The organism is Sedimenticola sp. (assembly GCF_050289425.1).
GTDB lineage: Bacteria > Pseudomonadota > Gammaproteobacteria > Chromatiales > Chromatiaceae > Sedimenticola.
In genome coordinates this window covers 202,293-226,360 of record NZ_JBNKFS010000003.1, presented here as the reverse complement: position 1 = coordinate 226,360, position 24,068 = coordinate 202,293, and the positions used below count along the sequence as shown (strand labels likewise).

Below are 24,068 nucleotides of genomic sequence, written 5' to 3'. Positions count from 1 at the left end.
TAGAAAATAGCCGACTACGGGGGACCGCAAAGCGCGGAGCCTGCCTAGTGTATCGGCCCGGAAGAAGAGATTGAATGCTTCTTAGGTATCACTCCGTCCACCACTTGGAGTAGTTAATCGCGCAACAGATGACTCAACAGCGCACGCAGCTTGGCCGGCTTCACCGGTTTATTCAGCAGCGGCATACGCAGATCTTGGAATAGCTGGATGCTCTCATCACTGTAGTCGGCGGTGATAATCGCCGCCGGGATATCGGTACCGGCACAGTGGCGCATCGCCAACACCGCATCGGTGCCGGTCTGTCCCCGATCCAGATGATAATCAGCCAGGATCACGTCCGGTCGCAGAGAACGGGACTTGCACAGGTCGATCGCCTCCTCTTGGTCACGAGCCAGATAGACTACACAGTTCCATTGCCGCAGCAACGCCTCCATGCTGATCAGGATATTTTCATCATTATCCAACACCAGGATACAGGCGCCCTCCAGGTTGTCACCGGCCATCTCCGGCTTATAGGCGGCCTGTTGCGACTCGACGGCGTCCGCCAGAGGCACTTCCACCGAAAACATCGATCCCTGCTGCGGCCAGGAACTGACCTCAATCGAATGATCCAGCATGCGTGCCAGGCGATCCACGATAGCCAACCCGAGGCCAACCCCTTTGCGTCCGCTACGGCGATGGCTATCCAGTTGATAAAACTCATGAAATATCTCTGTCAACCGATCGTCCGGCACCCCCTCCCCGGTATCCCAAACCTGAATGCTCAGCTGGCTGCCCTTGCGCCGGCATCCCACCAGAACCCGACCCTGATTGGTATATCGCAGCGCGTTGCTGATGAAGTTGCGCAGGATTCGCCCCAGCAGGCGGACATCCGAACGGACACAGAGGCTGGACGGGAGCACCTTCAGTTGCAGACCGGAACAGGCGGCCAGCGGCTGGAACTCCCCCTCCAGGGAAGCGAGTAACTGCTGGATCGAAAACACTTCAAACTTCGGCTGCACTGCCTGCTGATCCAGCTTGGAGATATACAGCAGATCATTCAGCAACTCTTCCGCACCCTCCAGCGCCAAATGCACTCGCTCCACCAGATAGCTGTCCTGTTCAGCCAGTGTCCGCTCCCGCAGGGTCGACACCAGCAGCCGGGCCGCATTCATCGGTTGCAACAGATCATGGCTGGCGGCAGCCAGGTACTTGTCCTTACTCAGGTTGGCCTGCTCCGCCGCCTCCTTGGCCAGACGCAACTGCTCCTGCATCTGTTCCCGCTCGCCGATCTCCAACACCAGCTTTTCGTTCAGCACGGTCAGTTCCCGGGTACGCCGCATAACCCGCGCCTCGAGCTCTTCGTTCAATCGGGTCAGCGCCTCCTGCGCCTCTTTGAAGGCGGAGATATCCAGCACGAAGGCTTCAAACAGCTCCTCCCCCGCCTCACTCTTCAACAGCGCGTTCATCGAGACATGAATGCGTACACCGTCACGTCTATTCAGGGAGGAGAGAAATCGGTACACCTTGCCGGTCTGCCGCAGTTCCCGCTTCAACTGTGCATAGTCCGCGGGGTCGTCAAACAGTGTTTCAAGCAGTTGTGGCTGATCGATAATCTGTCGACTGTCGTCATAGCCACAGATGGCCGCAAACGCCGGATTGGCCGCCCGCACCGTACCGTTAAAATCCGCCTGGAAAATACCGTGCAGGGCGTTTTCAAAAAGCCACTTGTAACGATTACGCTCCGCCTCCAGCTCCGCCAGCTTCTCTTCCAGGACGGAGTAGTGGCTCTTGCGGGCCGAGTGTGAGCCTAGGCCGATTAGGTCCTGGAAGGATAATTCTTGCTCCTCCGCATCCGGGTCAGGCGACTCAGAGCGCCTCTTCATAGACCACCTCGACATCACGTCGATTGGATTTACGCGGGTTGGTCAACAGACAGGGATCTTTGACGGCTTTAGCGGACAGGGTGGGTATATCGGCTGTACGGACGCCGATTTCGGCCAACTTCTGATACAAGCCGATATTCTGTTTCAACTCCACCACCCGGGCCAACAGTCGCGCCTTCACCTCGGTACTGTTGAGACCACGGGTATCCAAGCCCATGGTGTCGGCGATGATCCTGAAGCGGTCCGTGGCGGCGCTGTAGTTATAGTTGATCACGTGCTCCAGCAGGATTGAGTTACACAAGCCATGGGGAAGATCGAGAAACCCGCCCAGGCTGTGGGACATGGCGTGCACGGCACCAAGGATGGCGTTGGAGAAGGCCAGCCCCGCCTTCATCGAGCCCAGCATGATCTGTTCGCGCAGCCGCTCATCGTTGGGATTGGCCACCTGCTGCTCCAGATTACCATTGATCAGACGGATAGCATCCAGCGCAAACATGTCAGTCATCGGGCCTGAAGCGGTGGAAACGAACGCCTCGATCGCATGTACCAAGGCATCCAGACCGGTGCAGGCACGCAGGAAGGGATCCATAGTCAAGGTGGTATCGGGATCCACCAAGGCCACGTCCGGTACCACCGCCTTGCTGACGATGGAGATTTTCACCCGCTCCGACTGGTCATTGATAATGGCAAATTGCGAAACATCGGCCGATGTACCCGCCGTAGTGGGAATAAAAATCAACGGCGGTATGGGGGAACGGATCTGGTCGATTCCTTCATAATCGAGGATATGCTTGCCGTTGGCGCTGACGATACCGATACCCTTGGCGCAATCCATCGGACTGCCACCGCCCACGGCAACGATAACGTTACAACCCTGCTCCCGGTAGTAATCGACACCGGCCATCACTTCATGGGAGCGAGGATTGGGAGAAACCTGAGTAAAGGTAACGTGATCGATTCCCGCCTCGCCCAGGGTCTGGGAAACGTCATCGACCCAGCCCGCCGCTTCGACTCCCGGATCAGAAACCAGTAACACCTTGCGGGCACCGAAAGTCTTGGCATAGTTGGCGACGCTTTTACGCGCGCCGGAACCAAAAATCACTTCAGGTGCGACAAACTTACGAAGATTGGACAAATCATTACTCATTGATCCATTCCAGCTGCTGATGAGGGGGCATATTCAGGGAAGTGTCAAACCACTGTCTACCTTTATTTAAGGTGAGCCATACCCAGATACCGGTCAAGGTTGAATCCGCCACCAACCTGGCAGGCACCGGAACATATCTGAGTATAACGTATTCGTTATAATTATTATTTGCCGGCCAGGTCAACCCTCAAAACAGCGGGGTAGGCCGGTGTGGCTTATATGATATGACGGTTTGGGGGAGCAAACCGTTTGTGACGGACACGGCACTTACCGGATTTACAAACCCAATTTTTCCGGATCCGTCCCCGCCTCTTTGATCTCCTGAACCTTCGCCTCCTCCACCAGGCGAACCAGCTTCATATGCTCTTCCACCGGCAGCCCAAAGCGCAGGAACAGTTCCAGGTGGTCCAGCACCCGCTCCAGCATCTCGTCACGCCGGTGCAGATAAATCAACGCCTTGGCCAGATGATGGGGATCCTCTCCCTCATTGCGCATCTGTAACGCCGTTTGCAGCGCCAGCTCCAGTTCTTCTTCAGTCGGTTTCATCACTCATATCCTACAGGTCGGGTCTGCGCTATTCATAACCATTAAATAAGTCAATGGCCTCTCTGCTGCAACTGTTTTTCTCACCGCGACTTGCCATGGCGGCCGGGAATGAATGCCACTCAGGATTCGAACCGGCCCAGTTAGCGGGTTGTGCTAGGCGATCTCTTCACTGTTGAGTAAAGCCTTAATCTGGTCTCCGGTCACTGGCTGGCTGAACAGGTAGCCCTGGGCGTAGTCACAGCGCTGACTGATAAGATGGTGCAACTGCTCTTCGGTCTCCACTCCCTCCGCCACCACTTTCAAACCCAGCCCATGGGCCATGGCAATCGCCGCGTTGACCAATTCACGATCGCCTTCATCGATCGTAATATCGTTAATGAAGCTCTGGTCGATCTTAAGAATATCGAAAGGATAGCTGCGCAGATAGCTGAGGGATGAGTAGCCGGTACCAAAATCATCCATAGAGATAGCCACACCGAGTCGGTTCAGCTGTGACAAGGCCGATTCAACATGGGTATAACCACTCAGCAGTACCCCCTCAGTGATCTCCAATTCAAGCGATTCGGCCCGAATGCCGGCCTGTTCAATCTGCTGCTGGATAAACGGCACCAACTGGGGATCGCGAAATTGTCGCGGGGAGATATTCACTGCCATTTTCATCGGCCCCGGATGGTCCCGCTGCCAGACCGCCAGCTGTTCCATTGCCACTGTGATGACATATTCACCAATGGCAACAATCAGCCCCGTCTGTTCGGCGATGGGGATGAATTCAGCCGGCGATACCGCGCCCAATTTGGGATTGTTCCAACGCAACAACGCCTCGGTACCGATGATGCGACGCGTGGCAATTTCAATCAGCGGCTGATAAAAAACCTTGAACTCGTTTCGCACCAGGGCACCACGCAGTTGCTCTTCCAGATTCAATCGCCGCGAGACCCCCTGATTCATCTCATCGGTAAAATAGTGATACGTGTTACGCCCCGCCTCTTTGGAGTAATACATCGCCGTATCGGCATTCCGTAACAATTCAGCCGGGGTATCGCCATCATCGGGGTAGATCGCCACTCCGACACTGGCCGTTAATACCAGTTCGCGGCCATCCAGCACAAACGGGCGGCGGAACTGCTCCAGAATGTGCTCGGCCACGTGCACGGAGTGATTGATATCGACGAGACTACCCAGCAAGAAGAGAAACTCATCGCCACCCAAACGACCCACCGTATCCTGATCGCGAATGGTCGAACTGAGACGTTCCGCCGCCATGCCGAGCAGTTGATCACCCACTTCGTGGCCGAGGCTGTCATTCACTTTCTTGAAATCATCCAGATCCAGAAACAGCACGGCGACATAACGGCCGCTACGGCTGGCATCCTTGATCAATTGAGAGAGACGATCCAGGGAGAGAAAACGGTTCGGCAAACCGGTCAGACTGTCAAAATGAGCCTGTTGCAGGATCCGCTCCTCCTGCACTTTCTGTAACGTAATGTCTTCCTTCACCGCCAGGAAATTCTTAATATTTCCAACCTCATCCAGTACCGGGGCGATGTGCACACTCTCCCAAAACAGCTCGCCGCTCTTTTTCTTGCTTTGAAGTTCACCCTGCCAGGAATGGCCCGAAGTGATCTCCGCCCATAACTCCTGATATTTGGTCTCCGGTGTCAATCCGGACTGTAACAACCGGGTATGATTACCGACGACCTCCGCGGACGGATAGCCGGTGGTCCGCTCAAAAGCGCTGTTCACATATTCGATATTGCCATCGATATCGGTTATCACCACCGAGACCGGGCTCTGCTCCACCACCTGGGACAGGGTGGCGATCTGTTCTTCATAACGCTTTCGCTCAGTCACGTCCCGTACTACCTCCAATCGGGAGACGCTGCCATCCCGGTTCACAATAGGGGTACCGACAAATTCGAAATATTTCCCATCGGCGGTGGCGGATTGGTACTGCACTGTACGTCCCAGACCACTCTTCTGGGTGGAGGATTCCATACCACAGACCCCTTTGAGTCCGGTAATCGATTCACGACAGAACTCACCGGTGTGATCACCGAACCAGTCGATCATGGTCTGGTTCATGTATTCGATACGCGAGTCTGCCGCCACGATAAACAGTCCCTCACCGATCTGATCCATGGAATGGATGATGATGCTGTAGAGAGATTGGCTCGCTGCCAATGCCTGCTCAGCCTCTACCCGGTCGGTGATATCCAGGAAACTGACCGGCACGTTGCGCATATCCTCCTCGCTTTGGGAAAGGGGGAGCGAGATCACACAGGTGATGCTCCGGCCTGCCAAGGTCTTGAGTTTTACCTCGGCACTGAAGTGGTGACGCCGTTCCCATATGGCACACAGTTCATTGATGAAGACGTTATGGGTATTCTCGCCGAAGTAGTGCTCAATGGAGCCGACAAAGGCGCCTTCATCCGCTGCCTCGAACAGCCGCAGAGTCGCTTGATTGACATGCAGCACTTTGATCTTTTGCGTCAGTTCAGAAACAGCCGCCGGGTTCTCCACCAAATACTGACGTAAGCTCGTGATACCCTCAGCTTTTAACCGCTCCAATTCACCATACAGCTCGCTGAAATCCTCATTCCAGATCGAAACATCGGCGCTGTCAAACAGGGCGCGATAACGCATCTCACGCTTTCTGATCTCATCCTCGGCGTGCCGCTGCTCGGTCACATCATGCAGCATGGTGAGGATACAGGGTTCATCGGTGTAATCGATCAGGCAGGCGGAGAGTTGGATATCCAGCAGTTGGCCGGCCTTGTTAAACATCTTCACCGCATAGTTGTGCAGGATGCCATGTTGATACAGTGCCTCCAGCCAAGCATCCCGATCTTCCTTGTATGGCCACAAGCCGATGGTTACAGATCTGCCGGAGAGCAACTCCTCCTCGGTCCAACCAAACGTTTCGGTATAGGCTTCATTGACTTCATAATAACGACCATCCCTCACACCGGAGATCGAAGCCGCTACCGGACTCACCTTAAAGCTATTACGAAATAGCGTCTCACTGACCCTCAGATCCTGTTCTACCTGCTTGCGTTGACTGATATCCAGGTTGGTGCCACTCATCTGCAGCGGCCTTCCATCGCTTCCCCACCGCACGACTTTGCCGCGGGTATTGACCCACACCCAATACCCCCGTTTGTGGCGCAGGCGATACTCCATATCGAAATAATCCGTGATGCGGTGAAAGTGTCGCTTCAACGCTTCATTCAACAGGGGCAAATCATCCGGATGCAGACGACTCCGCCAAGTCGTGATATCGATCGGGAGCAATTCATCCAGGGTCCAACCGAACATCTCCGCCCAACGGGCATCCACAACCAACTGCCCGCTGGCAATCTCCCATTGCCAGCTACCGGCATGGGTTCCCTCCAGGATGTTGGCCGCCTGGTTGCGCTCCTTGACCAGTTCCAGTGCCGCCAGTTCACGCTCCGTTACATCGCGAAAGGACCACATACGCCCATAGCTGCCCCCGTCTTCCCCACGTAGCGGTGTGCAGTAAAGATCAAACACACGACCATCCTTTAACGGGACAAGGGTACTCAGTAATTCCCGCGGACTTTCCTCCAGGTGACTCAATTGCCGGACAAGTGTTTCCGGCTCAGTGATCTGATCCAGAATCAGTTGGGTGATCGCCTCTACGGAATGGCCGGCAAGCTGTGCCTCGGGAACTCTCCATAAATCGATAAAACGCTGGTTGGCGGAGAGAATATGCCCCTGCTCATCCATGGTCAGGATGCCATCACCCGACGACTCCTGTTCCGTCTCCAGCAAGGCATTCTTGAATTTTATGTCTTGATACAGTTGCCGCAGTTGATCCTGCCGCTGCAGCATCAACCCCATCACCAGGGTAGCAACCGGATAGATCACCAGTATCGGCAGCGACACTGTCTGAATAACAGTCCAGCGTATTCCTGACGGCATCAGCAGCATGCAGACAAGCATGACCAGATGGGTGACGACACCAAACAGATACAATTCAAACCAACTGATTGAAGCTGTTTTGGCAGCACGCCTATGGCGCCACCCCAGACCGACCAGCGCCATGGAGACAATAACGGCAATACCGGTCATCATCCCATCGCCACCTTGGAGTACGCGCACCGACCCAATTATGAGCGCCGCAATCAGCGTGGGAACCCAGCCAAAAAACAGTCCACACAAGCTCAACAAAACCGATCGGGTATCGAAGAAGATTCCGGGCGCCAATTCCCAAGGGGTAAGCATGAGCACGACACCGGTCACGCCCACCAACAGACCCGTACTGACCTCCCGCCAACGCTTGTGGGCCAGTTGGGTCAGTCCCAATACTTCATAAATAACCGCCAATGCCAGTAGCAGGATGACGTTATTGAGAAGTTCGGTGTAGCTACCGGTATCCATTTATTTCTGAAGGATGGTCTTGGCCGAATCCATTCATTACCACTCCCGCCTCATCTCGATTGAATTTTACGGCGCTCCATTGGGTTGGATTCCCTTCTCGGATCACCGATCACCCAATGGTCCGAAAAGCACGCCTGGCCACAATCGGCTCGTCCGTCACTAGAGGTAGCGGCTACCAAGCCAGAACCTATAGCCTATAAACATAGACGAACAGGGTGACCTCGTGGATTTCGAATTGCGAAAAAATGTGACCGCAATTAACCCGTTGCGCCAAGAAAGGAGAAAATGACGCTTCAGAAAGATAACCCGGAAGGCCCTCATCGTTTCCGGAAGAGGGAATTTTTGAGCAAACCGTTCCGTATCTCTCGGGTGAGAATCCTCTATACTTTAAGGCCCAGGGTCGTCGACCCGATCATCACCTGAGAGAGGAATAATTATGAATGCAGCCTGGGTAGTTGTAGCTGACACAAGCCGTGCACGAATCTTCTCCGCCGAGAACGCCTTTAGCCCACTGGTCGAAATCCAGACACTGGATCATCCTGAAGCCCGCCTGCATACCGGTGATCTGCTCGCGGACAAGCCGGGCCGCGACCGCAGTGCCGGCCCACGCAGCCACGATATCGGACACACGGATGAGGCTAAATATGATGAAGCGGTACGTTTTGCACACCAGGTCTGTGCCACCCTGGAATCCGGCCGCGCCCAGGGCCATTTCAACAAACTTCACGTCATCGCCGCACCCAGCTTCCTCGGTCTGCTGAGAAAACAACAGCCGCAACCGTTGCAAAAAATGGTAGCCACGGAGATATCCAAAAATCTCACCGCCCATGATGTGGAGACCATCCGCAAGAATTTGCCCCACAGACTCTGACCGACCCCCTGCCTACGCCATGATGGCAAGCTGCTTCACGGCGTAGGCAGGTATATCAAAACAGGCCAATACCATTCCCCGTTTCAACCGCTTCTTCACCACAAATAGCCGCATTAACTTGACCGCCGCCGCACACCAACCAATAAAAATCACACTCCGCCAACAAAAACATCAAAAATAATAATACGGTCATCCTAAATTAACAGGGAGATCCGTTCTATTTCTGGCCCGAACCGTATACACAGGGTATACTAATGATTATATTAAAAAATTAGATAACAAGACTTGGGCCGGCATTGCCGCCACAGCAGTTCGGCGGACACCTTCCGGCCACCCACTAGCCTCTCTGAAGAACTGACAATATGACGCAAAAGCATTTCGACACCATCGTTATCGGCAGCGGCCCCGGCGGCGAAGGCGCGGCCATGAAGCTGACCAAATCCGGCCAGAAGATCGCCATTGTCGAAAAACACGACAAGGTCGGTGGCGGCTGCACCCACTGGGGTACCATCCCCAGCAAGGCGCTACGCCATAACATCTCAATGATGGTGGACTACAAGCGCAACCCCCTGTTCCAGCACACGGTGGAACAGGTCAACGTGGACTATCCACGCATGTTGCGGGCAGCGGATTCGGTTATCCAGGAGCAAGTGAGTACTCGCTATCGCTACTACTCCCGTAACAATGTGGATATCTTCTATGGTATCGCCAACTTTCTCGACGCCCACACGCTGAATATTCTGCATGTGGACGGCTCCTCCGAGCAGGTAACGGCCGATCACTTTGTGATTGCCACCGGCTCATCCCCCTATCACCCGGACGATATCGATTTCTCCCATCCACGGGTACACGACAGTGACACCATCCTGTCCTTGAAACACACCCCCAAATCTTTGACTGTTTACGGCGCAGGGGTGATTGGCTGCGAATATGCCTCTATCTTCTGCAATCTGGATGTGAAAGTGAATCTGGTGGATACCCGTGACCGCCTGCTCTCCTTTCTCGACGATGAGATCACCGATGCCCTTAGCTACCACCTGCGCAACCAGGGAGTGGTGATTCGGAATAACGAAGAGTACACACAAGTCGAGCCGTTGGATGACGGTGTAGTGTTGCATTGCAAATCAGGGAAAAAATTTAAGACAGACATCCTACTCTGGGCCAACGGACGCTCGGGCAACACCGGCGGCATGGGGCTTGAAGAGATCGGCGTCCGCATCAACCACCGGGGGCAGATCGAAGTCAACGAAAAGTACCAGACCGACCTGGCGCATATCTTTGCCGCCGGAGATGTGGCCGGACCTCCCGGATTGGCCAGCGCCAGTTACGATCAGGGTCGTTTTGTCGGGGCACAGATTAGCGCCGGCAAGTGTGACTGGAGCCTGATCGAACAATTTCCTACCGGTATCTACACCAATCCGGAGATCAGCTCACTCGGCAGGAGCGAACGGGAACTGACAGAACAGCAGATCCCCTACGAGGTGGGCCATGCCATGTTCAAAAGTATCGCCCGGGCGCAGATCACTGGACATACCGTGGGCATGCTGAAGATCCTGTTCCACCGCGAGACCTTCGAGATACTGGGTATCCACTGTTTTGGTGAGACAGCGGCGGAGATCATTCACATCGGTCAAGCCATTATGTCGCAAAAGGGTAGCGCCAACAGCCTGCTCTATTTCACCGAGACCACCTTCAACTACCCCACTATGGCCGAAGCTTACCGCGTGGCGGCGTTGAACGGCCTCAACCGCATCTTTTAAATCCGAGCAGGGGACGCTCAGGCGTCCAACTGTTTAAGGCGCTTGGCGGCACCGGGGTGTCCCTGTGCCGCCGCCTTGCGATACCAGCGGATCGCCTGCTGTCGGTCCTGCTGCCCACCCCGCCCGATACGGAACATCTCGGCCAGGTTGTATTGAGCCATGGGATCACCGTGCAGGGCCGCCTCACGGTACCAGTTGATCGCTTCTTGGGGATCTGCGGCCACGCCCAGACCGTGATCATACAGGTAACCCAGATTCACCTGGGCGTAGCCATAGCCCTGTCTCGCCGCCAGGGTCAACCAATAGAGCGCCTGCGCGTAATCGCGCTTAACGCCATCACCGGTTCGATACATGTCGCCCAGGCAGTTGCGCGCTGCCGCGTGCCCTTGCTCCGCCGCTTTTCGGTACCAGGCAGCCGCTTGGCTCGGATCTTTGACCAACCCCAAACCCTGGTCATAACAGCGGGCTAAACGATATTGCGCCTCGGCATCGCCCTGCTCGGCCGCCTTGCGAAACCAACCTATCGCACGCTGGCGACTGGCCTGGACCCCGATCCCCTCGTTGTAGAGCAGGGCAAGATTGTACTGTGCATCCGCCACGCCCTGGTTCGCTGCCCGCTGGTACCAGTCCACCGCCTTGGAGAGATCCCGGGCAATCCCCTCGCCACGATCGAACAGCACCGCCAGACCGTATTGCGCCTGCATATCGCCACGTTCAGCCAACTGCGACCAGCAACGATACGCCTCGTCATAGGCACGCCGCGCGTAGGCGGCCACGCCCAGTTCGTAGGTGACGGCTTCCTGCCGTTGCGACCGATCGGTATCCTGCCCCTGCGATATGGAACGCCGCGGTGAGAGCATCCCGTAGACTCCTAAAGAAAAAGAAAACGGCGTAGTATCCCATGAAAATCGACCCATTTCCCCTTCCTGGAGACTATCCGCAATCCATTGCTGAAGATTCGCCCGGCAACTGGCACAATAGCCGTCTGATTTCACCCTTTCGCCCCGATTCCAACAACGATGAATAAGCTACGCCACCTGATCCCTTTTCTGCTGTTAATCTCTACTCCGCTTGCGGCCGATGACCCGGCAAAGATGGCGACGCAACGGGATCGGCTTCAGCAAGAGGCCGAGCAAATACGGCAGACGACCCAGGCACAGCGGAGCCGCCTGGAGGCGTTACAGGCACAGATCGCGGCACAACGTGAGCGGAACCGTCTGCTCGATCAGCAGTTGCAACGCGAAGCCCTTCCCGCGCAAAAAAAGCCCCCGATTCAAAACACCCCTCCATCTGCTGGCGTCGAGTAATTGCCGCGCAACCAGTTATCCACAAATCCTGTGGATAACATTGTGGAAAAGCGGCTGAAAAGACCCGGAACGGCCCATTCATAAAACCTTAATATTAAATTGGTTATTTTTTATACGATTTTAATTGTTTTTATAAATCAATATCTTATGTTGACTTTTCAAAATAGGGCCACTTCGCCCGCTTCAAACCCCGGTTGTTGGGTTCAATCTCGGCTTGGTGTGGACAATTTCCCAAACGGACAAAGGGTTAGCGTAAAATTCTGATAGAAAATAGTAACTTTAGCCAAGGCCATTCCACGCGCAGGACGCTCTGCTTCCACTCCCCCATCCCATCCTGCCAACTCGGGATTTTAGCCGCAGACGCACGTATTCCGGCGACGGGGTCGGTTTTTCACTACGTCCTCTCTCCGACGAAATCCAACAGAAGGGGAGCCACACCCCTTCAATGGCTGGTAGAATACGCGCATGTCTTCCGCCGAATTGTCTTTCTGGACCCAAAAGCCCCTCTCCGCCATGACCGCCCAAGAGTGGGAGTCACTGTGCGACGGCTGCGCCAAATGTTGTCTGCACCGTTTTGAAGATGAAGAGACTCGGGAGATCCAGTTCACCAATGTCTGCTGTCGCTATCTCGACCAGTCGGATTGCCGCTGCAGCGATTATCCCAACCGATCCACCAACGTACCGGACTGTGTCACCATCACCCTCGATGTCCTGCAAGACCCCTATTGGCTACCCGAGACCTGCGCCTATCGCCTGCTGGCGGAAGGCAAGCCGCTGCCGAGTTGGCACCCGCTCATCAGCGGGGAGGAAGATAGCGTTATCTTCAGCGGCCACTCGGTGGGCGGACGGGTGATCAGTGAGCTGCAGGCCGACGACCTGGAACACCACATCATAGACTGGATCCGGTGACCCCATCCATTCCTTGCGAGACCACCCGTGCAACAGATCAGTACCATCACCGAATTCCTGGAAACCACCGGCGCCCGTTTACGCTTTTTTGACATGGGACGCCGGGTGGTAAAGATCGCCCGCGATCGCTTCCTGCAATTTGAACAGACCGCCATCCCCTACCCTTACCCACTACAGCAGCAGGCGTGGTTTGCGTTGCTATTCCAGGATAAGCGTGGACAGCAAGAACCTTTAATCTGGTTCCTGCGCATGCCGTTGGATGAGCAGGGAAAACTACTGCAGGCGGCGCGTGACGATTTCATGCATCGCCTGATTGAGCGAATCGGGGAAAAGATGCAGGCCGACAAAGAGGGCGAGCAGTTGGAATCGGCACTGCAGGACAACCCCTACAGCTTCAAACCGAAGGATGACCGCATGGCGGTGTTCCATGCCCGTATTTCTCGCCTGCTCAACGCGCCCCCTTCCCGTTTTTACACCCACGCACAGCGCTATTTTGCCGGTGAACCCGGTTGGGAGCAGTGGTCCTTTGTCGGCTACCAGGGCATCGCCGACGTGGCGGCTCGGCTGGATCAGGAAGAGAATGAGACCCTGGTAACCAAGGCGATAACAGCGATGCCGACGCAACCGCTGATCGCGCTGTGCCACTGCCTGGAGAATGAGACCCTTGCCGTGCCGGTCACCGAGGCATTGCTGAAGCGGGTTGAGCAGGAGTTGGCACAGCCCTCACCCGACCCCGGCCTGCTGGCGGCCGCCATTCGCGGCAGCGCCTGTTCCCGCTCTCAATCGCTACAACAGAAGCTGATCCATGACGTCCTGTCCTCTCCGACCGGTAACCACATCGAGATCCTGACAGCTGTCTCGGGGCGCGCCTGGGAGCAGCTCCTGGACGGAACTCTCGGTAATCTGTTCCTGGAGCGACTGGCCGAAAACAGCGCTGGACAGGAGGCGTTTAATCTCTGCATGGCCGACCTGCTCTATCTGCCGGGCATGCGCCAACCGATCCTCACGGCGGTGCGCGATCCCAACCGCTCTGCACCACTCTCCCAAGCGATCGGCGCCCTATTCCACGGTGTGAATCAAAACTGACCAGGCGAACGCTGGTCGCGGCCTCACATCAAGAATTTATCTACCTGAGACAGGGTCCGAGTACGACGCCGGATCCTATCCAGCCTCACTAATACCACATTAAATACCTGTTAAATCATAGGGTTCCGGCAAAAAAATATTCCGTTGCCAGAAATATGCCCTATTCTTTGTACATGTCACACCTTTACTTGTCCCAACATCTGCGTGATCAGCTGGGGCTGTTGGCGAGTCTCGCCTATCCCCATGAGACCTGTGGTGTGTTGTTCGGCAAACAGGTACAGGGGCATATATCGGTACACAAGGTTGAGCAGGTGAGCTATCCCGAGCAGATGGAAGGCGACTTCCGGCTGGAACTCCTCAACCCGCAACAGGTTGAGGAGACAGCCGAACACCAGGGATTGGAGATCGTCGGAATCTGGCGTGCCCTACCAGACCAGAGTCATATTCCCACAGAGGGCGAACGACACATGGTCTCCCCCGGCTACTCCTACCTGATCGCGTCGATCACCCCGGGGGGAATCGCCGAACTACGCTCCTGGCGACTGAGCAGTAACCGGTTTGAAGAGGAAGACCTGGTTTCCTGACACCCTCTGATCACAGATCGCCCAGATACTCGGCATAACCGGCGGCCACCAACTCATCTCGCGGGATAAAGCGTAACGCCGCCGAGTTGACGCAGTACCTCAAACCGGTGGGCTGGGGGCCATCATCAAACACATGCCCCAGATGAGAATCGCCATAGCGGCTGCGCACCTCGGTGCGGGGCCAGATCAGTTTGAAATCTCTCTCCTTCACCACGGCATCCGGTCTGATCGGCCGGGTAAAACTGGGCCAGCCGGTCCCCGACTTAAACTTGTCGCGGGAGGAAAACAGCGGTTCACCGGTCACCACATCCACATAGATCCCGGCCCTTTTCTCATTCCAGTAGGGATTCTTGAAGGGTTGCTCGGTTGCTTCTTCCTGGGTGACCTCATACTGCAACGGCGTTAGCCGTTTACGTAACTGCTCATCCGTCGGCTTCGCATAGCGCTGGGCCGGCGTCATCATCGAGGTCGACGCCGGTTGCGACATCGTCTTGTCCGATGCCATGTTATCGCTGGCCGCCTGGGCTCCCAGCGTGGTCGCCGCGGCCATCAGGGCAATGGCTGTCAAATATTCTCTCATCTCGTACTCCTAAATAAATGCGTGAATGTCTGCAAACAGAGACCCAGAACACCGGCGCTTTGTTTCGCCCGTTATAAAACTGTGACATTTGCCAGATTGAGCCACACCAAGCCAACGGACAGGCCCGAATTGCATTCGATGTCATGAAATGTCATGCTCCGCAAACCCCTAATTTAGCGAACGTTTTGCATGGATATTGCGCTGCTCAGAACATTCCTTGAAGTTGCCAAGGTTCGCCATTTCGGCAAAGCGGCCGAAACACTCTGCGTCACCCAATCGGCCGTCAGTGCCCGCATCAAGCAGCTTGAGTCGACCCTGGGGGTCGAGCTGTTTATTCGCAAGCGAGGCGACATCCAATTGACCGTGGCCGGCAACCGTCTGCAGCGCCATGCCGAAACCATTGTAAAGGGGTGGGCGAGAGCGCGGCAGGATATCGCCATGGAGTCGTCACTGTCCGACTCCATCGCTATCGGCTGCATGAATGACCTCTGGGCCATCCTGGTAAAAGCGGTCTGCCTGGAACTGTCCCGGAAGACCCCGGAGATGATGATCCAGGTGGAGATTCTGACCCGGGACACCCTGATCCAGCGCCTTACCGCCGGTCTGCTCGATCTGGTGTTCATGTTCGAGCCGCCCCAGATGTCGGAACTACTGATCCGCAAGGTCATGGATGTACCGCTGCTGATGGTCTCTTCTCACCCGGGACTATCCGCTAACGAGGCGGTACAAGCCGACTATACCATGGTGGATTGGGGCAACAGTTTCGCCACGCAGCATGCGGAGCATTTTCCCGACGTAACCATGCCAAGGCTGCGCTGCGGCTCCGGTGATCTGGCTTACGATCTGATTCGGGAACAGGGAGGTACCGCGTACCTGGCCGAGCAGATGGTGACCCAGGCGTTGCAACAGGGGACCCTGTTCCAGGTTGAAGACGCACCGGTGCTGGAGCGGCAGATTTATCTGGTCATTCGCCCGGAAAGCGAGCAGCGCCAACCGATAAAAAGTGCCTGGGAGTACCTGAAGCCGTCACGCTGAATATTGGCGCGGTGACGCAGGCAGGAGCGGGATAGAGCCGGCGCGGCGGGAGCGCGCGCCGGCTCAAAATGAATCAAAAATAGTCCGAATGCTTGTTGGTATTCCTGCGTGGGCTGTTCGGTTTACGTGGGCCACTCTCCTTGTCGCGCATACTTGAGCGTTTGCTTCTGCCCCCATCATTCTGCTTGCGATTCTTATGATGCACCACATCCGACCACTCGCCGAGGTCGTCATCATACTCATCCCTATCGGAACGTCTACTCACTGTCAGATCTCCAACAATTAATGGCTAGAAATTGATTATTCAGATGATAATTTTTACTGCGAAATGGCCCGGAAAAACAACTTAAAATTTTTATGAGAAATCAAAATTGCCTATTTATTCCGGTTCTTAACCCTGGATACTCCTGGCCAGAAAGGCCAAACAGTCAATCAAAGCCGTTGAAATCTGGATCGCCCAACAGCTGTCGCAACCGGCGTAGTTCCATCAGCTGCTCGACCCGGCGCCGCGCATCGGGCGAACTCTTTTTCGCCTTGGAGGAGATATAGTCCAGGTCGGACTCTTCCTCAGCGTCCAGATCATCGTCTTCCAGCACGTCATCTACCATATTCATTTGAGCCCAACTCACGCAAACAAAAGAGGTGCAGTAATTACCCCTGTGGCAAGGCCAGGTAAAGTTAATAATTTTTGTCGTGATGATAAAAATTATTAATCAACGCTTTACCCTACAGATTGGAAAAATCAGTGGAGATTGGCAAATTTTTTCGGGGTAAAGGGATAACCCTAGAGTGGATGGCCGGTCTCTTCCAGCAGGCGGGTAATCAACCCCATGTCGGCACATTCACCCGGCAACCGCGCCTTGACCACATAGCCGCCTCCCGGCGCTTCCGTCATGGAACGGCCGTCCAAATCTTCCAGCGATTCCAGCACAAACTGCCGGTTACCGGCCGGAGTGAGGAGCTCCAGGCGATCGCCGACGGCAAATTTGTTTTTCACATCCAGTACGGCTTTGCCGTCCTGCTCATCTACAGCGGTCACTTCGGCCACAAACTGTTGCCGGGCACTGCGGGAAGAGTTGTCGCGATAAGATTGCAGCTCCTGGCTTTCATGACGCTGATAAAATCCGTCCGTATAGCCGCGGCTGGAGAGGTTCTCCAGCTCGCTCATCAGCTCGGGACGAAACGGCCGGCCGGCAACCGCATCGTCGATCGCCTGCTTGTAAATCTGAGTCGTCCGGGCGGTGTAGTAATGGGATTTGGTACGGCCCTCGATCTTCAGGCAGTCGACCCCGATCTGCACCAGCCGATGGATATGCTCCACCGCCCGCAGATCCTTGGAATTCATGATGTAGGTGCCGTGTTCATCCTCGAAGATCGGCATGTACTCGCCGGGCCGTTCCTTCTCTTCCAGCAGATAGACGCCATCGGCCGCCGGATGACGTGTCTGCCCCGACTGGGCGACGCCGGTCATCGCTTCCCCGGCTGCCGTCTGACCCACCTTGTATTCCCAGCGGCAGGAGTTGGTACAGCTACCCTGATTGGCGTCACGGTGGTTGAAATAACCCGACAGCAGACAACGGCCTGAGTAGGCGATACAGAGTGCGCCGTGCACGAAAACTTCCAGTTCCATATCCGGACAGGCTTGGCGAATCTCCTCGATTTCATCCAGCGACAGTTCACGAGAGAGGATCACCCGTGACAGCCCCACCTGTTGCCAAAACCGCACCGACGCCGCATTGACCGTGTTTTCCTGTACCGAGAGGTGCACCGGTAACGCCGGCCAGCGCTCCCGCACCAGCATGATCAATCCCGGATCTGACATGATCAGCGCATCCGGCCCCAATGCCACCACCGGGGCGATATCCTCCATAAAGGTCTTCAGCTTGGCCCCATGGGGCATCAGATTGCAGGCCAGGAAAAATTGCTTGGACTGGGCATGGGCCTCGGCAATGCCGGTGGCCAGATTCTCCTCCATGAAATCGTTGTTACGCACTCGCAAGCTGTAGCGGGGCATCCCGGCGTAGACCGCATCGGCGCCATAGGCAAAGGCGTAGCGCATGTTTTTCAGGGTTCCCGCCGGGGAGAGCAATTCGGGTCGTTTCATGGGGGTAAAAGGGTTTGCTGTTTCAGAGGAGCGCACTATAGCGCAGAGCCCGACACAGGGCCAAAAGAACAAATCCACGAATTCACCGGGGAAATAACCAAAAAAGGATTCATATTAGCTAAAGGTAATAGGCATCCTGCCGCCATAACCACAGTATCTTCTGGGTTATCCAGGCCAGTCGGTCAAGCTACCCGAGAATGACACGAACTCGATTACCGCTCGCGGTACAATACTTAACCCTGGCAATCCGGAATGATCTGCAGTCAAGAATTCGTCAACGAATCCAAGCGAAGCATCACCGTTGGCGACATCATTAGTAAGAAGATCCTCAACTGTCCACCTTCGACACCGGTCATTGCCGCTGCCGAGATGATGTGGCAATCCCGCTGCAGCTCCATCGTCATTACCGACCATCAAGTACTGCTGGGCATCTGGACGGAATCTGACGCACTGAAACTGGATCTGGTGGGCGATCCGCAGGCGATCTTTCAGCCGGTCTCCTCCGTCATGAGCAAGCCGGTCAAATGCATCGACCAGCATGCCAGCCTGGAAAAGGCCGAACGACTGCTGCAGATTGAACGCATCCGTCACCTGCTGGTGATCGACAGCGATGTCCAGCCGGTCGGCTTGCTCAGCCAAAGCGACCTGGTCCGCGCCCAGGGGGTTGAACATGACCTGCTGCTGCGCGACATATCCACCATCCTGAAACGGCCTCTGGTCATGCTCGATGCACAGTTGCCGCTACCCCGGGCGATAAAAAAGATACGCGACGCCCAGGTGGATGCGGCGGCCGTCTTTTATGGAGAAGGGTCCCCCTACGGCATCGTCACCGAGCGGGATTTTCTCAAGACTATCGCCACCCAGCAAACCGAGGCATGTGTCGGAGAAATCGCCAGCAGCCCGCTACTGATGCAACCGGGTCACCTGTCCTTGATGCAGGCCAGGACCATCTTCGATCAGCAAGGCTTCCGCCACCTGGGCATCACCGATCGAAACGGTCAACTGGTCGGCATTCTCTCGTTTTCCGAGATCCTCGCCGGCATCGACCACAGCCATGTCGATGACCTGCGCAACGCATTGCGGGATCGGCGCATCGCCTTGGAGCATTCGCAAGAGAACCTGCACTTGGCACAGCAAGTGATCAAGGCTTCACGTGACGGCATCATGGTAACCGATGCCAAAGGCTTCATTCAGTCGGTCAATCCCGCCTTTACCCGTATAACCGGCTATAGCGCAGAAGAGAGCATCGGCAATACACCGGCGCTACTCAAATCCGGCCGCCACGATACCGCGTTCTACCAAAAAATGTGGAGCGCCGTGCACAACGACGGCTACTGGGCCGGAGAAGTGTGGAACCGACGCAAAAACGGGGAGATCTATCCGGAATGGCTGAGTATTAATGCCATCCGAAATCACAAGGGCGAGATCACCAAACTGGCTGCCATCCTCTCCGATATCACCGATCGGAAAAAGAGTGAAGAGCAGATCAAAAACCTCGCCTACTACGATGTACTGACCGGTCTGCCGAATCGGCGCCTGTTCCATGACCGCCTCAAGGTGGCCATCGCCAACGCCCACCGACACAATCATCTGCTGGGGATGGTGTTCATCGACCTGGATCTGTTCAAGCGCATTAATGACACCCTGGGACACAGCACCGGCGATCAACTGCTGGTGGAGGTGGCGCAACGTATCCAGAATGAGATGCGGGAGGGCGATACCGCCGCCCGTATGGGCGGCGACGAATTCACCCTGTTATTGCAGGAGATCGATGATGCCGATGCCGCCGTAGCCATGGTGCACCGGGTGATCAACGCCATCTCCAGGCCGATCACCCTGGCCAACAACACCCTCTATATCACCGCCAGCATCGGCATCAGCATCTATCCCTATGATGGAAACAACAGCGAAACATTGATCCGTAATGCCGATACCGCCATGTATCGCGCCAAGGATGACGGGCGCAACAGTTACCAGCTCTATACCGCCACCATGAACGCCACCTCGCTGGAACACCTGGCCATGGAGAGCAATCTGCGTAAAGCGATAAAAGATCAAGAGTTCACCCTGCACTATCAAGCCAAGGTGATGGCGGGCAGCGGTAAAGTAACCGGAGTCGAGGCGCTGATCCGTTGGCAACATGCCGAACTGGGGTACATTTCACCCGCACTATTCATACCGCTGGCAGAAAATATCGGCATCATCCCCGAACTGGGAGACTGGGTAATGCAGACCGCCATCAACCAGTGCCGTGAGTGGATCCAGATGGGGATGGACGGGTTCCGCATAGCAGTCAATGTTTCGGCCCGGCAATTGATACAGAGTAATTTCAGTGAGCAGGTGATCGCCATGCTGAATGCGGCAGAGGTGGCACCTCATTACCTGGAACTGGAACTGACCGAAAGCGCGTTGATGGAGCGCCCGGATGACGTTGTGCCAATGCTGACGGCATTGAAGAGTCGGGGGGTACATATCTCGGTCGATGACTTCGGCACCGGTTACTCCAACTTCGGCTACCTCAAGCGGCTGCCGATCAACAAGCTCAAGATCGACCTCTCCTTCATCCGCGACGTGCCGACCAATCAAGATGATTCCGAGCTGGTATCGGCCATGATCGCCATGGCCCACAAACTGAGTCTTTCGGTCGTGGCTGAAGGGGTGGAAAACCGACAGCAGGTCGAATTCCTGAAACGCCACCAGTGCGATGAGCTGCAGGGTTACTTCATTACCCGACCGATGCCCGCCAAATCGATCGAACCGATCTTGCTGGCCGGTTCATTCCCGCTGGAAAACTAGTCACTTACTTCCCGGCGCTTTGTTCAGCGTCGGGATTGCAGTATCCTTGCCCGTTCTGAACTCAACCTAGGGACAACCGAGTAGCACAGGGCAGACGCATGAGTAACCAGACAGCCACATTTTCCAAAGATGCCGCCATCGTCGTAGAGGCACTGAAAGACTATATCCGCGAATCAGCCGAAAAGGTTGTCCCGGTCATCCACCAACCGATTCTGGAACAGTTGGTTGAACAACTGAAGTTGCCGCAACACATCGCCGAGGGAGGGCTGACCGGTGAACCCCTGAAACAGTTTGTCGACAACTACCTGGCCGCCACCACGCGCCTCCATCACCCCGGCTTTCTTGCCCATCAAGTCGCCGTGCCGCACCCCACCGGCGCACTCGGCTCCCTGATCGACGGCGCCACCAATAACGCCATGGCCATCTACGAAATGGGGCCGGCCGCCTCCAGTATCGAATACTTCATGCTCAACTGGATGTTGAGCAAAATCGGTTGGCAGGGTGTGCCCAGCAACCGACAGCTTGACCCGCAATCCGCCCATGCCGGCGGGGTCCTGACCCACGGCGGATCACTGGCCAACCTGACAGCTCTGCTGGCGGCACGTAGCGCCCGGGTACCTGAATTCTGGAAATCGGGCAATCCCGGAAACCTGCTGGTATTGGTACCGGAGCAGTCCCACTACTCCATGAAGCGAGCCGTGGCGATACTCGGCCTGGGAGAAGATAACTGCCTGACCCTGCCAGCGGACGCAGACGGCCGGGTGCAACCCTCGCGCATGGCGGAGCAGATCGCCACGCTCGAGGCACAGGGCAAACGTATCCTGGCGATCGTAGCCAATGCCTGTGGCACGGCCGCCGGGCTCTATGACCCGCTACCGGAGATCGCCGCCATCTGCCAAGAACACGGCATCTGGCTGCACGTAGATGCCGCCCATGGCGGGGGAGCCCTGGTTTCGGACCGACTGCGTCACCTGCTGCAGGGCATTGACCAGGCCGATTCGGTGGTCTGGGATGCCCACAAGATGATGAGCACCCCCACGGTCTGTGCCGCGGTCTTGGTCCGGGATCACCGCCACCTGGATCACGCTTTCGAACAGGAGGCCAGTTACCTGCTGCATGCCAAGGATCAACCCGGATTCGACTTTATCTCGCGTACAGTGGAGTGTACCAAGGCAGGTCTCGGTCTACGCCTGTTCATGACCGTGGCGGCGTTGGGGGAACAAGGTCTCGCGCAACAGATTGAGGGGCTGGTGCAACGCGCCGCCGAAGCGGCCGCAAAGATCGAACAACGAAGCGGTTTCGAACTGGCGATTCACCCGGAGATCAATATCGTCTGTTTCCGCATCGAAGGTGACGATCAATGTCAGTTGGAGATCCGCCGGCGACTGTTGGAGCGGGGCGATTTCTATATCTCGTCCACCCTGTATCGCGGCCGACGCTGGTTACGCTTGGTCTTCATGAATCCCTGCACCAGCCTGGAAGATGTTGAAACACTCTTAGACGAGATCGAAACGATCCGGGCTACCCTCAACTGAGCCCAGAAAAAAAGGAGCGGCGACGATGCCAGAAGGTCCGGAGATCCGCCGTGCCGCCGACCAGGTTGAGACGGCACTGTTAAACCAACCCTTGCGTCAGGTCACCTTCGGACTTAGCCGGCTGAAGGTCTATGAAAAAGTGCTCAAGGGAAGTCGGATAACGGCGGTTGAGACCCGGGGTAAAGCGATGCTGACCCGCTTTGACAACGCGTTGACGCTCTATACCCACAATCAACTCTACGGGCGCTGGTATACCGGTCCGGCAGATCTACAACCGACTACCCGGCGCCAACTGCGGGTCGCCCTGATCAGCGATCGCTCAGCCGCGCTGCTCTACAGCGCCTCCACCATCGAACTGCTGGATGAGCAGCAACTCCGGGAGCACCCCTTCCTGAGCCGCCTGGGACCGGATATTCTGCACCCGGACAGCGACCGTGACCGGCTGCTGCAACGCTTAAACCTACCGACCTTCAGAAACCGCCAGCTTGGCCAACTGTTGACCGATCAATCCTTCATCGCCGGACTGGGCAACTACCTGCGTTGCGAAATCCTGTTCGACAGCGGCCTGCACCCCTCCCGGCGCGCCCGCGACTGCTCTGCCGACCAACTCAAGCAGTTGGCCGATGCTCTGTTCCGCCTGCCCCGACAATCCTATCGTACCGGCGGCATCACTAACGACCCGGCTACCGCCCACCATCTGCTGGCGGATGGCGCCAGCTTCGAGCAGGCACGTTTTTATCTGTTCAGACGCGAAGGGCTGCCCTGCTATCGTTGCGGCCATCCCATCAAAAAACGAATACAGTCAGGACAGGCGTGCTACCTCTGCACACACTGTCAGCCCTCGAACGAGGCGTAAATACCAACCACCCTTTAAAATCGAGGTATCCGTCTGATCAGGAAGTTCGGAGTTAGTACACCATGCTCAGCGCGCCATGTACTGTTAAAAAATCCTCCTTCGATAGCTTTCAGCACCGTATTACAAATGCACTAGACATGACCCCAACGGCCGATCAGTGTATAAGGGTGCAAACGGCGAGGGATCATGCGACCGGCTATCATCGATATTGAGGCTTCAGGATTCGGGCGTGACAGCTACCCTATTGAGGTAGGTGTCATCCTCCCCAATGGGCAAAGTTTCTGCCATATCATCAAACCGGCCCATCACTGGACCTTCTGGGACAAAGACGCCGAAGCCATCCACGGCATCTCCCGACAACTACTGTTGGAGAGGGGAAGACCACCCAAAGAGGTTGCCGACAAACTAAACCGCCTGCTACAGGGCAAGAAGGTCTATACCGACGCCTGGGCACACGATGTCTCCTGGATCGGAAAACTCTACGACCTGTGCGGCATGCCCCAACTGTTCGCATTGGACAGTCTGCGCAGCCTGATCAGCGAACAGCAGGTGTTGCTCTGGCACCCCACCAAAACAGCCGTGATTGCGGAGATGAAACTGGCTCGCCATCGGGCCAGCAGCGACGCGCTGATTCTGCAGGAGACCTTCCACCGCACCTACTCCCATTGCAAAGGATGCTAGAGCCC

21 protein-coding genes are annotated in these 24,068 nt (G+C 56.0%); 11 read left to right on the top strand and 10 right to left on the bottom strand.

Going from position 1 to position 24,068, the window contains the following annotated elements:
• Nucleotides 1-113 precede the first annotated feature (113 nt).
• From ACQY5R_RS03320 to ACQY5R_RS03305, 4 genes are all read right to left on the bottom strand, one after another.
• Complete coding sequence (locus ACQY5R_RS03320) at nucleotides 114-1,865, bottom strand: NahK/ErcS family hybrid sensor histidine kinase/response regulator (protein WP_428604457.1); 1,752 nt, start codon at nucleotides 1,863-1,865, stop codon at nucleotides 114-116.
• Nucleotides 1,849-3,012 carry an alcohol dehydrogenase-like regulatory protein ErcA gene (gene ercA / locus ACQY5R_RS03315; protein WP_428604454.1) on the bottom strand — a complete coding sequence of 388 codons (1,164 nt, stop codon included), beginning with the start codon at nucleotides 3,010-3,012 and terminating at the stop codon, nucleotides 1,849-1,851. The genes ACQY5R_RS03320 and ercA overlap by 17 nt, the downstream gene beginning before the upstream one ends.
• A 276-nt stretch (nucleotides 3,013-3,288) precedes the next feature.
• Nucleotides 3,289-3,558 carry a hypothetical protein gene (locus tag ACQY5R_RS03310; RefSeq protein ID WP_428604452.1) on the bottom strand — a complete coding sequence of 90 codons (270 nt, stop codon included), beginning with the start codon at nucleotides 3,556-3,558 and terminating at the stop codon, nucleotides 3,289-3,291.
• A 153-nt stretch (nucleotides 3,559-3,711) separates the two neighbouring features.
• Complete coding sequence (locus ACQY5R_RS03305) at nucleotides 3,712-7,959, bottom strand: EAL domain-containing protein (RefSeq protein WP_428604449.1); 4,248 nt, start codon at nucleotides 7,957-7,959, stop codon at nucleotides 3,712-3,714.
• A gap of 436 nt (nucleotides 7,960-8,395) precedes the next feature.
• Between ACQY5R_RS03305 and ACQY5R_RS03300 the strand changes: the two genes are divergently transcribed.
• Nucleotides 8,396-8,830 (top strand): host attachment protein, encoded by a 435-nt coding sequence (locus ACQY5R_RS03300; RefSeq protein ID WP_428604446.1) that lies wholly within the window; start codon nucleotides 8,396-8,398, stop codon nucleotides 8,828-8,830.
• 55 nt (nucleotides 8,831-8,885) lie between these two features.
• On the opposite strand, the gene ACQY5R_RS03295 is transcribed toward ACQY5R_RS03300, so the two are convergent.
• Nucleotides 8,886-9,023, bottom strand: a complete 138-nt coding sequence (locus ACQY5R_RS03295) for a hypothetical protein (RefSeq protein ID WP_428604443.1) — start codon at nucleotides 9,021-9,023, stop codon at nucleotides 8,886-8,888.
• Between the two features lie 169 nt (nucleotides 9,024-9,192).
• Between ACQY5R_RS03295 and sthA the strand changes: the two genes are divergently transcribed.
• Nucleotides 9,193-10,590: a Si-specific NAD(P)(+) transhydrogenase gene (gene sthA, locus ACQY5R_RS03290; RefSeq protein WP_428604441.1), complete on the top strand. Its 1,398-nt coding sequence runs from the start codon at nucleotides 9,193-9,195 to the stop codon at nucleotides 10,588-10,590.
• Between the two features lie 17 nt (nucleotides 10,591-10,607).
• Here sthA and ACQY5R_RS03285 read toward each other — a convergent pair whose 3' ends face one another.
• The gene (locus ACQY5R_RS03285) at nucleotides 10,608-11,450 is read right to left on the bottom strand and encodes a tetratricopeptide repeat protein (RefSeq protein ID WP_428604439.1); all 843 of its coding nucleotides are present in this window, start codon (nucleotides 11,448-11,450) and stop codon (nucleotides 10,608-10,610) included.
• A 159-nt stretch (nucleotides 11,451-11,609) separates the two neighbouring features.
• On the opposite strand from ACQY5R_RS03285, the gene ACQY5R_RS03280 reads away from it, so the two are divergent.
• The 4 genes from ACQY5R_RS03280 (at nucleotide 11,610) to ACQY5R_RS03265 (ending at nucleotide 14,476) form a co-directional block, all read left to right on the top strand.
• The gene (locus ACQY5R_RS03280) at nucleotides 11,610-11,897 is read left to right on the top strand and encodes a hypothetical protein (RefSeq protein ID WP_428604436.1); all 288 of its coding nucleotides are present in this window, start codon (nucleotides 11,610-11,612) and stop codon (nucleotides 11,895-11,897) included.
• A gap of 465 nt (nucleotides 11,898-12,362) precedes the next feature.
• Nucleotides 12,363-12,806: a YcgN family cysteine cluster protein gene (locus tag ACQY5R_RS03275; RefSeq protein ID WP_428604434.1), complete on the top strand. Its 444-nt coding sequence runs from the start codon at nucleotides 12,363-12,365 to the stop codon at nucleotides 12,804-12,806.
• Nucleotides 12,807-12,833: 27 nt separating this feature from the next.
• Nucleotides 12,834-13,892, top strand: a complete 1,059-nt coding sequence (locus tag ACQY5R_RS03270; RefSeq protein ID WP_428604432.1) for a DUF3549 family protein — start codon at nucleotides 12,834-12,836, stop codon at nucleotides 13,890-13,892.
• A gap of 173 nt (nucleotides 13,893-14,065) precedes the next feature.
• A complete protein-coding gene (locus tag ACQY5R_RS03265) occupies nucleotides 14,066-14,476 on the top strand; it encodes a Mov34/MPN/PAD-1 family protein (RefSeq protein WP_428604429.1) in 411 nt (136 codons plus the stop codon).
• Nucleotides 14,477-14,486: 10 nt separating this feature from the next.
• Here ACQY5R_RS03265 and msrB read toward each other — a convergent pair whose 3' ends face one another.
• Complete coding sequence (msrB, locus tag ACQY5R_RS03260; RefSeq protein WP_428604427.1) at nucleotides 14,487-15,056, bottom strand: peptide-methionine (R)-S-oxide reductase MsrB; 570 nt, start codon at nucleotides 15,054-15,056, stop codon at nucleotides 14,487-14,489.
• A 189-nt stretch (nucleotides 15,057-15,245) separates the two neighbouring features.
• Here msrB and ACQY5R_RS03255 point away from each other — a divergent pair, with 189 nt between their 5' ends.
• Nucleotides 15,246-16,091: a LysR family transcriptional regulator gene (locus tag ACQY5R_RS03255; protein ID WP_428604424.1), complete on the top strand. Its 846-nt coding sequence runs from the start codon at nucleotides 15,246-15,248 to the stop codon at nucleotides 16,089-16,091.
• Between the two features lie 73 nt (nucleotides 16,092-16,164).
• Here ACQY5R_RS03255 and ACQY5R_RS03250 read toward each other — a convergent pair whose 3' ends face one another.
• The 3 genes from ACQY5R_RS03250 to yegQ all read right to left on the bottom strand — a co-directional run bounded on the left by ACQY5R_RS03250 (nucleotide 16,165) and on the right by yegQ (nucleotide 18,195).
• The gene (locus ACQY5R_RS03250; protein ID WP_428604421.1) at nucleotides 16,165-16,356 is read right to left on the bottom strand and encodes a hypothetical protein; all 192 of its coding nucleotides are present in this window, start codon (nucleotides 16,354-16,356) and stop codon (nucleotides 16,165-16,167) included.
• A gap of 163 nt (nucleotides 16,357-16,519) precedes the next feature.
• Nucleotides 16,520-16,705 carry a PA3496 family putative envelope integrity protein gene (locus ACQY5R_RS03245; RefSeq protein ID WP_428604419.1) on the bottom strand — a complete coding sequence of 62 codons (186 nt, stop codon included), beginning with the start codon at nucleotides 16,703-16,705 and terminating at the stop codon, nucleotides 16,520-16,522.
• 170 nt (nucleotides 16,706-16,875) lie between these two features.
• On the bottom strand, nucleotides 16,876-18,195 hold the full coding sequence (yegQ, locus tag ACQY5R_RS03240; protein ID WP_428604416.1) for a tRNA 5-hydroxyuridine modification protein YegQ: 1,320 nt from the start codon (nucleotides 18,193-18,195) through the stop codon (nucleotides 16,876-16,878).
• A 252-nt stretch (nucleotides 18,196-18,447) separates the two neighbouring features.
• Here yegQ and ACQY5R_RS03235 point away from each other — a divergent pair, with 252 nt between their 5' ends.
• The 4 genes from ACQY5R_RS03235 to ACQY5R_RS03220 all read left to right on the top strand — a co-directional run bounded on the left by ACQY5R_RS03235 (nucleotide 18,448) and on the right by ACQY5R_RS03220 (nucleotide 24,063).
• Complete coding sequence (locus ACQY5R_RS03235) at nucleotides 18,448-20,991, top strand: EAL domain-containing protein (RefSeq protein ID WP_428604414.1); 2,544 nt, start codon at nucleotides 18,448-18,450, stop codon at nucleotides 20,989-20,991.
• A gap of 98 nt (nucleotides 20,992-21,089) precedes the next feature.
• Nucleotides 21,090-22,526 carry a pyridoxal phosphate-dependent decarboxylase family protein gene (locus ACQY5R_RS03230; protein WP_428604412.1) on the top strand — a complete coding sequence of 479 codons (1,437 nt, stop codon included), beginning with the start codon at nucleotides 21,090-21,092 and terminating at the stop codon, nucleotides 22,524-22,526.
• A gap of 25 nt (nucleotides 22,527-22,551) precedes the next feature.
• Nucleotides 22,552-23,382, top strand: a complete 831-nt coding sequence (gene nei, locus ACQY5R_RS03225; RefSeq protein ID WP_428604409.1) for an endonuclease VIII — start codon at nucleotides 22,552-22,554, stop codon at nucleotides 23,380-23,382.
• A 186-nt stretch (nucleotides 23,383-23,568) separates the two neighbouring features.
• Nucleotides 23,569-24,063, top strand: coding sequence for a hypothetical protein (locus ACQY5R_RS03220; protein WP_428604406.1), 495 nt, complete (start codon nucleotides 23,569-23,571; stop codon nucleotides 24,061-24,063).
• The last annotated feature ends 5 nt before the right edge of the window (nucleotides 24,064-24,068 follow it).